The sequence below is a fragment of the Wandonia sp. genome (assembly GCF_984588085.1).
On sequence record NZ_CFIGVI010000006.1, the window covers coordinates 108,927 to 120,520 of the forward strand.

Genomic DNA, 11,594 nt, shown 5'->3' on the forward strand with positions numbered 1-11,594 from the left:
CTCAATTTAACCTTATTCTTCTACATTGTTGTTATCATCAACAATAGTGCCATTATCATTCATTTCTCCACCGTTCTCTTCGTCGTACATATCCTCTTCCTCGTCCGAACGTGGAACTTTAGCAACGGCAGCTATACTTTCTTTCCCTTTCAGGTTGATTAGTTTTACTCCCTGCGCTGTACGTCCCATAACGCGAATATCAGCCACATGCATTCGAATTGCCATTCCGGATTGCGTGATAATCATCAAGTCATCCTCATCCGTCACGGTTTTGATCGCTGTTAACGGACCGGTCTTATCTGTAACATTTAATGTTTTCACACCTTTACCACCCCGATTCGTAATACGATATACAGGTTCCCCATCTTCTGGATCATTCAGATACGATCGTTTACCGTAACCGTTTTCGGAAACCACCAGAATCGTTTCTGAATTTTCCTGGATGCAGATCATTCCGATCACTTCATCGGTTTCAGAAATATTTACTCCTCTTACTCCGGAGGCAGTTCTACCCATTGGACGCACAGTTGATTCATTAAAACGGATTGCTCTACCTGATTTTACCGCAAGTATAATCTCATTTGAACCATTAGTCAGTTTTGCCTCTAACAACTCATCGTCTTCACGGATATTGATAGCATTGATACCATTTGTTCGAGGACGGGAGTACGCCTCCAAAGACGTTTTCTTAATAACTCCTCTCTTTGTACACATAACAATAAAGTTGTTTTCCACGTACTCCTGATCTTTCAGATCATTTACATTGATGTACGCTTTTACTTTATCATCCTGTTCAATATTTATGAGGTTCTGAATGGCCCGTCCTTTGGATGTTTTATTTCCTTCAGGAATTTCAAATACACGCATCCAGAAACAACGTCCTTTTTCTGTAAAGATCAGCAGGTAGTTATGATTTGTAGCAACAAAAAGATGTTCCAGAAAGTCTTTATCTCTTGTAGTCGAACCTTTCGATCCTACTCCTCCTCTGTTTTGAACTTTATATTCAGCAAGATTAGTTCGTTTAATATATCCGGCGTGTGAAATAGTAACAACCACTTCCTCATCAGGAATAAGGTCTTCTATTCTCATTTCACTGGCAGAGTACTCTATAACCGAACGTCTTTCATCCCCATACTTCTCTTTTATGTAGGCTAACTCATCCTTAATAATCTCCATTCTTCGTTCTTCACGATCTAGAATATCTTTGAGATCTTTGATTATTTCCAACAATTCATTGTACTCAGTACGTAACTTATCCTGTTCCAGTCCTGTCAACTGACGAAGACGCATATCAACAATCGCTCTCGCCTGTAGATCCGATAGTTCAAATCTTGTCATCAGGTTTTCTCTTGCCTGATCAGGAGACTTGGAAGCCCGGATGATAGCAATAACTTCGTCAATATTATCCGAAGCAATAATAAGCCCTTCCAGAATATGCGCCCGGTCTTCAGCTTTTTTCAATTCAAAACGAGTACGGCGAATCACCACCTCGTGACGGAACTCAACGAAATAATGAATCAGTTCTTTCAGATTCAATAATCTCGGACGTCCATCTACCAAACAAATATTATTAATTGAGAAGGAAGTCTGTAGCTGTGTGAACTTAAATAACTTGTTAAGTACTACATTTGGAATTGCATCGCGTTTCAATTCATAAACCACACGCATACCATTACGGTCAGACTCATCACGAATATCAGAAATACCATCAATCTTCTTATCATTGATCAGATCGGCTGTTTTCTTAATCATCTCGGCCTTATTTACCAAATAAGGAATCTCATTGACAATGATATATGACCTACCGTTTTCTTCCTCTTCAATAGTAGCTTTTGCACGCATTACAACACGTCCGCGACCTGTTTCAAATGCATCTTTCACCCCTTCATATCCATAGATAATACCTCCGGTAGGAAAATCGGGTGCTTTCACATACTGCATTAACTCAGCGATTTCAATATCGCGGTTATCGATATAGGCTATAGTAGCATCGACTACCTCAGACAAGTTGTGAGGAGCCATATTTGTAGCCATACCTACTGCGATACCTGACGCCCCGTTTACAAGAAGATTTGGTACTTTAGTAGGAAGAACTGAAGGCTCCTGAAGAGATTCATCAAAGTTTGGACGAAAATCTACTGTATCCTTATCCAGATCCGACAACATTTCCTCAGCCACTTTCCGAAGCCGGGCCTCCGTATAACGCATTGCTGCGGGACTGTCACCATCAACAGAACCAAAGTTTCCTTGTCCGTCCACCAATGGATAGCGCAAAGACCATTGCTGCGCCATACGAACCATTGTATCATATACTGAAGAGTCTCCATGAGGGTGATACTTACCCAACACTTCCCCTACAATTCTTGCTGATTTCTTATGCGCTTTGTTCGAATAAACTCCAAGGTCCTGCATTCCATACAAAACCCTTCTGTGAACCGGCTTAAAACCATCCCGAACATCAGGAAGCGCCCGTGAAACAATTACCGACATCGAATAATCGATGTAAGCCGATTTCATTTCATCCTCAATGTTAATCTGTATTATTCTTTCTCCATCTGCCATTTTGACATCATTTTAGATTTGCATGGAAATTGTTTGCTATTCCATAAAGTTTCGAAAATACATAAAAGATAGCTACAAAAACCAAATGCAACGGCATTTTATAAACAAAATTCTGTTGAAAATTGCATCTGTTTTTTTCGGTTTTTGAGAAACTAAATTATATTTTTGGTAAACTGAGTATACTGTGTTTTATCAGGAACTCAAAAATGACAGGTAAATTATGGAAGCAAAATTTTCTCCCCGCGTTAAGGATGTGATTTCTTTCAGTAGAGAGGAAGCTTTACGCATCGGAAACGATTTTATAGGGGTTGAGCATATATTATTAGGAATGATTCGCGAAGGCGAAGGGCTTGGAATACGCCTTATCAAGGAATTCAATGTGGATCTTGGTGCTCTGCGCAAGGAACTGGAAAGCACGTTGTTAAAAACAGCAAAACCAACGAATGCTTCAATGACAAACATTCCATTGGTTAAGCAAGCTGAAAGAGTTTTAAAGATTACTTATCTGGAGGCTAAATTGTTTAAAAGCCCGCTTATCGGAACTGAGCATTTGTTACTATCAATATTGAAGGATGAGAACAACCTCGCCTGCCGTTTATTGAACAGGTATGGCGTTTTATATGAAAATGTTAAAGACGAACTTGAACTTATGTTAGAAGAAGGAAAATTACCTAAGTCCGAATTTCCCGGGGCTTCGGATGAAGACCCACAGGAAGGCGGCGGATATGGTACTCCCGGTCAACGTAAAGGAACAGACTCAAAATCCAAAACTCCTGTATTGGATAATTTTGGTCGTGATCTTACAAAAATGGCCGAAATGGGGAAACTGGATCCGATTGTCGGACGTGAAAAAGAAATTGAACGTGTTAGTCAGATATTATCACGAAGAAAGAAGAATAACCCTATCCTGATCGGTGAACCCGGTGTAGGTAAAAGTGCTATTGCTGAAGGACTTGCGCTGCGCATTGTTCAACGAAAAGTATCCCGTGTACTTTTTAACAAACGTGTTGTTTCACTAGATCTTGCGTCTCTTGTGGCAGGAACTAAATACAGAGGACAATTCGAGGAGAGAATGAAAGCAGTAATGAGTGAGATTGAAAAATCTCCGGACATTATTCTGTTCATAGATGAAATCCATACGATTATCGGAGCCGGGGGAGCAAGTGGTTCTCTGGATGCTTCCAATATGTTTAAACCTGCTTTGGCAAGGGGCGAACTGCAAGCAATCGGAGCTACAACATTGGATGAGTATCGTCAGTATATTGAGAAAGACGGTGCTTTGGAACGTCGTTTCCAAAAAGTAATGGTTGAACCAACAACGATTGATGAAACTATTTTGATCCTCAATAACATCAAGGAACGTTATGAAGAACACCACAATGTTATTTACTCTCCGGAAGCTATAGAAATGTGTGTCAAATTGACGGATCGTTATATTTCGGATCGCCACTTACCTGACAAGGCAATCGATGCATTGGATGAAGTGGGGTCACGTGTTCATATTACTAATATCAATGTCCCTAAAGAAGTCATTGATATTGAGGCTGATATTGAGAAGATCAAAGAAGAAAAGAACAACGTTATCAAAAGTCAGCAGTATGAAAAAGCAGCTGAATTGCGTGATACGGAAAGAAAACTGCAGGAGAAACTGGAAGAAGCCAAAACAAAGTGGGAAGAGGAATCCAAATCTCATCGTATTCAGGTAACCGAAGAACATGTTGCCGAAGTAGTATCCATGATGACAGGAATTCCTTTACAACGTGTTGCTCAGTCCGAAAGCGGAAAGCTGGTTACAATGGCCGAAGAGTTGCACAAACGCGTTATCGGTCAGTCTGAAGCTGTTCAAAAAGTAGTTCGTGCGATTCAGCGAAACCGTGCCGGACTGAAGGACCCGAATAAACCCATCGGATCGTTCTTCTTTCTGGGGCCAACAGGAGTGGGAAAAACGCAGTTAGCCAAAGAACTTGCCAAGTATCTTTTTGATACCGAGGAAGCTCTTATTCGAATAGACATGTCTGAATATATGGAGAAGTTCTCTATTTCCAGACTGGTTGGAGCGCCTCCCGGATATGTCGGATACGAAGAAGGAGGTCAATTGACGGAGAAAGTACGCCGTAAGCCCTACTCCATCATTCTTCTGGATGAAATAGAGAAAGCACATCCTGATGTATTCAATTTGTTGTTACAGGTTTTGGATGACGGTCACATGACAGATGGATTGGGAAGAAAAGTTGACTTCAAGAACACAATTCTCATTATGACATCAAATATCGGTGCCCGTCAACTTCAGGATTTTGGAACAGGAGTTGGATTTGGAACAAAAGCAAAACAAGATCAGGAAGAAGAAGCACAAAAAGGTGTGATTCAAAATGCGCTCAGAAAAGCTTTCTCTCCTGAATTCCTGAACCGTATTGATGACATGATTCTGTTCAAGTCACTTACGCGTGAAGACATCCACAAAATTATCGATATTGAAATCAACAAACTATACGGTCGTATTAACAATCTTGGTTATGATATGACGATGACCGAGAAAGCAAAAGATTTCATTGTAGATAAAGGTTATGATCAAAAATTCGGAGCAAGACCATTGAAGCGAGCCATCCAAAAATATATTGAAGATCCATTGGCAGAAGAGATTATCAAAGCCAATCTACAGGAAGGAGATTCGATCAAAATTGATCTTGGTGAAAACGGTGAGGAGTTGAAAATCGATATTGAAAAGAATAAAAAACCGAAAAAAACAAAGAAAGAAGAGGAAGAGTAAGACCTTCTTCCCTTTTGGTTGATGAATAAAAAAAACGCTGTTTCCTTTAGAAACAGCGTTTTTTATTTTTAATATCTATTCGATTACTTTACGGAGCTACGATCCTCATCCATTCTGCGCAGGCTATTGCACCAACTGTTCCGACAAAGTATCCAAAGACTGCCATGATAACTCCTACGGTAGTTAATGATGAGTGGAATGCTCCTGCAACAACCGGAGCTGATGCAGCTCCTCCAACATTTGCCTGACTACCTACAGCCAGAAAGAAATATGGAGCACGAATTAACTTAGCAACCAACACCAGTATCCCGACATGAATTGCCATCCAGACTAATCCAACCAGTATGAGAAGTTTATTTTCAAAAATTCGTGTAATATCCATTTTCATTCCAATCGTTACCACAAGAATGTAAATAAAAATCGATCCTATTTTTGACGCTCCTACCCCTTCCAGGTTTCTTGCTTTTGTAAACGAAAGAATAAACCCGAAAACAGTTGCCAGAACCACCAACCAGAAAAAATAATTGGCTAACGTATCCTGCTCCGGTGTTTCTGTCCGGCTGGCAAAAAACTCGGATAAATATCCCGCTGAAAAGTGTGCGATAGCAACTATTCCGAATACCAATCCGGCCATTATCATATAATCTTTTACTCCGGCCTGTCTTGAAACAGATTTCTGGAAAGCATCCATCTTATGTACCAACTCATCAATGGCTGTATTATCTGCTTTCAACCATTTATCCAGTTTTTTACGCTTTTCAATTCCGAAAAGTACCAAAGCCATCCAGATATTTGCCACAACAATATCAACAGTAATCATAGCCCCATATAAAGACTCTTTGTATTTGTAAATTTCGAACATAGCTGTTTGATTGGCACCACCACCGATCCAGCTTCCTGCCAACGTCGCCAACCCTCTCCAGGTAGCTTCATTACCTTCTCCACCGACAGTCTCCGGACTAAAAATAGAGAACAACCAGACAGCTCCTACTCCACCCAAAATGATTCCAACTGTTCCTGCGACAAACATTATAAGACTTTTCGGTCCAAGATTAATTAAGCCCTTCAAATCGATACTCAAGGTCATTAAGATCAAACTGGCCGGCAATAAATAATCTCTTGCCATCGGATAAAGACGTGAGTGTTCAGATGAAATCAGCCCGAATGTTGTCAATATCGCAGGAATAAAATAACAAAGGAATAATGCCGGAATGATTGTATAAAAACGCGTCCAGAAACGGCTGTTTGATTTTGAAGAGGTATAAAAAATAGCGGCAAGTACTAAAAATAAGATACCAAATACCACTCTGTCATCTTTAAAAACAGGTTCTTCCGGTTTTTTCTCAAGTATTGTCAGTTTAAGTCCTTCCGAACTGACATCTTCAAATTTAGCAGATTCACCGCTAATAATAGGAATCAGATTTAATTTCAGTACTTCTCCTGCCCCTGGGTTTTTAATCAGGATATCTTCCACATTGGTCAGGGAAAAAACAGTATCATTGAGTTGAAGTTCTATTACTTCCGATGAAGAAAGTATCCTTCGGTGCTGGTCATTAAAATTGATAAGAATTCCTTTTCTACTTTCCACCGACTTTACATTTCCCGCATTAAAATTCACGAAAGCCAATGTATCTGCAATTTCTGATGGAATTCTCTCTGAAAAAACAATTACAGAGTCTTTTCCATCGGTTAATAAACGATCCGTCTGAGCAGATGAAAAACCTGTCAATACAAGAAATACAGATAAGAAAAAAGTAATTTTTATCTTCATAATTAATGTGAATTAAAAGGGTCCGATTATACAAGCTATAATACGAAGGTCAAAGTCTTCACCTTCCTCAACAGTAAATAGTATGTCACTCAAAAATGTTGAGTCTCCCCGGTATATTTTTCCTTTGTTATAGGTGAACAATATATCCCCGGAATATGTACTGTTTCCAGCGTAAATTTTATTTTCTCTGATTGTATAAACCTGGTCATTGGAAAAACGGCTTCTTCCTATAAAAATTTCGTTATCCCTTATTGTGTAAGCGCAGTCATCCGTATACCTTCCTGACCCAACATATAATTGATTATCTATAATCGTGTAGGATAAAGTTCCTCCGGAATATCTGTTTCCATGATAAATTTCATTTGAATACACAGACCAGACTACTTCGTTCTGAAAACTTTGCCGTCCTTTGAACAGAAAAGTCTGAGAAAATGAATGATTTTCCAATACCATAAAGGCAGCGGCCATAATAATCACTATGCTTTGCAAAAATTTCATCACGATTGCGAAGATAGGGTTTCTACCTTAAATGTTCAGAATGCAATGATGATATTCGTATATTTACTGAAAATTGTATCATGAGATTTGTTGCTTTTCTCATCCTCTTTTCTCTTTTTTCTTCCTGCAAAAAGGATGTCATTGAATTCACTATTGAAGGAACTATATCGGACAGTTCATTGGGAGGAGGACTTCAAAGCGGAACCATTAAGTTGTTTAAAATCCCCGCAGGTGGAGGACTACCAGATTTGGTAACTTCTGTAACAAGTGATGCTACCGGAAAGTATAGTATCACCTTTCAACGGGATAAATCGGAAGAATATCGCATTGTATTTGAGAAAAGTGACTATTTTTCGGAAGAGTTTACCATCTATTTTTCGCAGCTATCTACTAATGAAGCATACATACATAATTTTTCGGTAGAAGCTCGCTCCGAGATTAAATGGATTATCCGGAACGTTAATCCGCAGAACACAGCCGATCAGGTTACTATTCAGAAATTAAACGGCAGAACAGATTGTGAAGATTGCTGTCCGATTACCTCATACGAATACACGGGGTCTGTTTATAATGACACGCTAAGCTGTGCAGTCGCCGGGAACAAGTATGTACGATTTTATATCGTAAACCTGGCCACTGAAATACATCTCGATTCTGTATTATGTCCCTCTTTTGGAGTAGCGGAATATGTGGTGGAATTTTAAAGGGTTAATTTCCTATTCATCGTCTTCCTCTTCGTCGTCGAGTTCGTTACGAAGAACCTGACGAAGTTGACGATTATACGTTTCCATCAGGTATTTAAAATAGTTGGCTGTGCTCTTGGAAATGCACTTGGTATATTGTTTCAGTCTGTGTTCAACGTGCTCCTGCAGAAATTCCTGTAGTTCCAATCCGTCATAAAAGTTGGTTACAGCTTTAATAATCGCATCGGCATGGTTTCGAACGCTTAACTCAACTGCATCTTTTCCTTTCTGACCGTTATCAATGCACTCATAATACGTATCCTTCATGGAGAAAGCATTCAAAAACTCTTCATCAATCTTGTTACGTAAGTGCGGAGGAAATTCGTACTCTACTTCGAACTGAATATCATCCTCTTCGGATAATCTTGATTCCAGAAAACGATCCGGAAATTTGAAGGCATCCTGCCAATTGATATAGTCTTGCCACAAACCAAAACGACGAACATTATTCCCCAAATCAATCAGCTTGAAACGATCTTTATGAGGTAACTTTCGCGAACCTCTACCAATCATCTGGTGATACAAAGTCAACGAGCGGGTAGCCCGATTCAGAATAATGGTTTCAACCGTCGGTTCATCAAAACCGGTTGTAAGAATTCCAACAGAAGACAAAATCGCATCTTTTGTATATTTGAACCACTCCAGAATATCCTTTCGGTCTTTGTCACTAAAAGTACTGTCCAGATGTCGGATCGGGTAACCACGCTTCTTAAATGTTTCGTAGACGCGTACAGAAGTTTCAATACCGCTGTTGAAAATAAGTGTTTTAGTACCTACTGCTACTTCTTCATAAGCAAACAAAAGTTTCTCCTGCATAAAATAGTTTCCGTACACCAACTCGGAACTACTTACCGTAAAATCACCATTTGATCCGATTTTCAAACCATGCAGATTAACGTCGTACGTATAGGTTTCTGCATCAGCAAGATATCCTCCCTGAATAAGTGAAAGTATACTCTCTCCCACCAACAACTTATCATAGTTATCATTCAGAGGTAATGCTTTATTCGAACTTAACGGAGTTGCTGTTACACCAAGAATATTAGCTCCTTCATAAAACTGGAAAATTTTACGAAAACTATTATTATGCGCCTCATCCACAATTACCAAACCGATATCTTCTATAAAGTTATCGTTTTCATTCAGACGATTATTCAGTGTCTCAACCATAGCAATAAAGCACATGTACTCATCCTGATCCGGTAGTTCTTTTACTTCACTGTTTATGATTTTATTATTCACCCTTATAGCGGACAGCTGCTTACTTGTCTGAACAGATAACTCTATCCGGTGGGTAAGAATCAATACTTTTTTGCCCCAGTGTTCAATATAACGGCGGGTAATTTCGGAAAATATGACTGTTTTCCCCCCTCCTGTAGGCAACTGATACAACAAATTATAATTCGCACCATTTTCCTTCAAGTCATCAACAATTGTATTAACGGCTTTCTCCTGAAACGGGTATAACTTTTTGGCTACGAATAATTCTGTATCGATCATGTGTTTGCGAAAATTGGGCTACAAAAGTACGGTTCTTTTCTTGTTTTCCCTTGATTTGACAGGATTTTTTTCGAAAAAACTATTGGACAGAGTCTTACAAATATCTTGTATCCCCAAAATACTTATCTAGCCTGTAAACTCTCGACATCTTCACCGTCTGCTACCTCGATTCCGGGCAACTCTAACCCCAGCATTTCTTTGATGCGCAGAATTTCCGGATATTGTTGGGCTGTAATACGGTGTTCAAACACCCGGTTTCCTACTATCTGATACTCAATAAAAGTGCGATCATCCAGGATTTTAAAATAAGAAGAACCGTTTGAATAACGTCGATATTGGGGAAAGTCCATATTTTTGTAAGAATTCAGAAACCGAAGGTAACAAATGTATAGCAACAAAAAGCACGAAGAAGCAATCGTTTTACTGAAAAACGGAAAACCGGAAGAAGCATTAATTCTTCTAAATTATTGTTTGAAGGAAGATCCTCACAATCCGGTTCTATTATGTGAAAGAGGAACGGTTTTTCTTCACCTGAATAAAAAAAAGGAGTCTCTCGCTGATATGAATAAGGCTGTCGAACTCGACCCTGAGTATTCCTACAGATACTCCAGCCGGGCGTATGTTCGCGATTTTTTTGGTGATACGGAAGGAGCGATTACAGACTATGAAATCGCTGTTAAATTAGATCCCGAAGATGCTGTTGCATTGAATAACCTGGGACTTCTCATGGAGAAACTGGGGTATATGGAAGCAGCCAAACGAAATTTTGCACAGGCGGATTCACTTGTAAGAAACGAACCTTCCTTCAAACAAAGACTCAGTGAACTGGAAGATGGAGAACCTGTAAATCATCCGGAAGGAGTTGAATTGCAACCCAGAAAACAGGAAACCAATGAACACAACCGGAATACACCTTCTCTTTTCAAAACCATGTTGGGCGTTTTTACCAGTAAAAAAGGGTTTTCCGAATTCATGAACTTTCTACGAAACGGATTTAAAATTAACGAAAATGACGAAAGCGGAAAAAGCTGAATATATTATTGAAGAATTGGAGAAGTTGTACCCGGAAACTCCTATTCCTCTTGATCACAAAGATCCTTACACCTTGCTAATCGCTGTTCTTTTGTCTGCGCAATGTACAGATGCCCGGGTCAACCAGATCACTCCCATTCTGTTTAAACGTGCCGACAATCCGTTTGATATGGTCAAATTATCCGTGGATGAAATAAAGGAGATTATCCGTCCCTGCGGACTTTCTCCCCGAAAATCGCAGGCAATCTATACCCTATCACAAATTTTGATAGACAAATACGATGGTGAAGTTCCTGAAAACATGGATTTATTGGAAGAGCTCCCCGGAGTGGGACACAAAACGGCTTCAGTTGTCATGTCACAGGCATTTGGCGTTCCTGCTTTTCCTGTTGATACACACATTCATCGTCTGCTAACGCGTTGGGGAATGACCAACGGAAAAAATGTGGAGCAAACAGAAAAAGATGCTAAAAAATGGTTTCCAAAAGAATTATGGAATAAATTACATCTACAGATCATCTACTATGGAAGGGAATACTCTCCTGCCCGGTCTCCCAAACTGGATGTAGATTTTATAACCGTAAAATTGGGGAGCAAAAAAGTCTTACAAGAATATAAATAATCTCTAGGTCCGATAAAACTTTTTAGAAAAGCAGGAGGTCTGTGAAGGATCTCCCGCCTTCACGTAATATGGTTTTGCAGAACTCAACCACCTAAATAA

Annotated in this window: 9 protein-coding genes; 4 read left to right on the top strand and 5 right to left on the bottom strand. The window is 39.5% G+C overall.

All coding sequences use genetic code 11. The features are described 5' to 3' along the window. Positions 1 to 12: 12 nt before the first annotated feature. Positions 13 to 2,562: a DNA gyrase subunit A gene (gene gyrA, locus AC4PL9_RS04200; RefSeq protein WP_491603524.1), complete on the bottom strand. Its 2,550-nt coding sequence runs from the start codon at positions 2,560 to 2,562 to the stop codon at positions 13 to 15. A 220-nt stretch (positions 2,563 to 2,782) separates the two neighbouring features. Between gyrA and AC4PL9_RS04205 the strand changes: the two genes are divergently transcribed. Continuing rightward, positions 2,783 to 5,329, top strand: coding sequence for an ATP-dependent Clp protease ATP-binding subunit (locus AC4PL9_RS04205; protein ID WP_491603525.1), 2,547 nt, complete (start codon positions 2,783 to 2,785; stop codon positions 5,327 to 5,329). A gap of 88 nt (positions 5,330 to 5,417) precedes the next feature. Here the strand turns inward: AC4PL9_RS04205 and AC4PL9_RS04210 are convergent, their stop codons facing one another. Beyond that, positions 5,418 to 7,100: a DUF819 family protein gene (locus tag AC4PL9_RS04210; protein WP_491603526.1), complete on the bottom strand. Its 1,683-nt coding sequence runs from the start codon at positions 7,098 to 7,100 to the stop codon at positions 5,418 to 5,420. 12 nt (positions 7,101 to 7,112) lie between these two features. Then, positions 7,113 to 7,598, bottom strand: a complete 486-nt coding sequence (locus tag AC4PL9_RS04215) for a hypothetical protein (RefSeq protein ID WP_491603532.1) — start codon at positions 7,596 to 7,598, stop codon at positions 7,113 to 7,115. Between the two features lie 80 nt (positions 7,599 to 7,678). Here AC4PL9_RS04215 and AC4PL9_RS04220 point away from each other — a divergent pair, with 80 nt between their 5' ends. Beyond that, positions 7,679 to 8,302: a carboxypeptidase-like regulatory domain-containing protein gene (locus AC4PL9_RS04220; RefSeq protein WP_491603527.1), complete on the top strand. Its 624-nt coding sequence runs from the start codon at positions 7,679 to 7,681 to the stop codon at positions 8,300 to 8,302. A gap of 12 nt (positions 8,303 to 8,314) precedes the next feature. On the opposite strand, the gene AC4PL9_RS04225 is transcribed toward AC4PL9_RS04220, so the two are convergent. Further along, positions 8,315 to 9,841: a DEAD/DEAH box helicase gene (locus AC4PL9_RS04225; RefSeq protein WP_491603528.1), complete on the bottom strand. Its 1,527-nt coding sequence runs from the start codon at positions 9,839 to 9,841 to the stop codon at positions 8,315 to 8,317. Between the two features lie 122 nt (positions 9,842 to 9,963). After that, positions 9,964 to 10,191, bottom strand: coding sequence for a hypothetical protein (locus AC4PL9_RS04230; protein WP_491603529.1), 228 nt, complete (start codon positions 10,189 to 10,191; stop codon positions 9,964 to 9,966). Between the two features lie 34 nt (positions 10,192 to 10,225). Here AC4PL9_RS04230 and AC4PL9_RS04235 point away from each other — a divergent pair, with 34 nt between their 5' ends. Together AC4PL9_RS04235 and nth are read left to right on the top strand one after the other, a co-directional pair. Further along, on the top strand, positions 10,226 to 10,873 hold the full coding sequence (locus AC4PL9_RS04235) for a tetratricopeptide repeat protein (protein WP_491603530.1): 648 nt from the start codon (positions 10,226 to 10,228) through the stop codon (positions 10,871 to 10,873). Next, on the top strand, positions 10,851 to 11,495 hold the full coding sequence (gene nth, locus AC4PL9_RS04240; RefSeq protein ID WP_343786689.1) for an endonuclease III: 645 nt from the start codon (positions 10,851 to 10,853) through the stop codon (positions 11,493 to 11,495). Before AC4PL9_RS04235 ends, nth begins: the two co-directional genes overlap by 23 nt. Positions 11,496 to 11,594 lie beyond the last annotated feature (99 nt).

What these genes read in the sequence shown, in the direction of transcription:
- AC4PL9_RS04215 (WP_491603532.1), bottom strand. Translation starts at nt 7,598, where the DNA reads ATGAAATTTTTGCAAAGCATAGTGATTATTATGGCCGCTGCCTTTATG.
- AC4PL9_RS04235 (WP_491603530.1), top strand. Translation starts at nt 10,226, where the DNA reads ATGTATAGCAACAAAAAGCACGAAGAAGCAATCGTTTTACTGAAAAAC.
- AC4PL9_RS04210 (WP_491603526.1), bottom strand. Translation starts at nt 7,100, where the DNA reads ATGAAGATAAAAATTACTTTTTTCTTATCTGTATTTCTTGTATTGACA.
- AC4PL9_RS04220 (WP_491603527.1), top strand. Translation starts at nt 7,679, where the DNA reads ATGAGATTTGTTGCTTTTCTCATCCTCTTTTCTCTTTTTTCTTCCTGC.
- AC4PL9_RS04205 (WP_491603525.1), top strand. Translation starts at nt 2,783, where the DNA reads ATGGAAGCAAAATTTTCTCCCCGCGTTAAGGATGTGATTTCTTTCAGT.
- AC4PL9_RS04230 (WP_491603529.1), bottom strand. Translation starts at nt 10,191, where the DNA reads ATGGACTTTCCCCAATATCGACGTTATTCAAACGGTTCTTCTTATTTT.
- AC4PL9_RS04225 (WP_491603528.1), bottom strand. Translation starts at nt 9,841, where the DNA reads ATGATCGATACAGAATTATTCGTAGCCAAAAAGTTATACCCGTTTCAG.
- gyrA (WP_491603524.1), bottom strand. Translation starts at nt 2,562, where the DNA reads ATGGCAGATGGAGAAAGAATAATACAGATTAACATTGAGGATGAAATG.
- nth (WP_343786689.1), top strand. Translation starts at nt 10,851, where the DNA reads ATGACGAAAGCGGAAAAAGCTGAATATATTATTGAAGAATTGGAGAAG.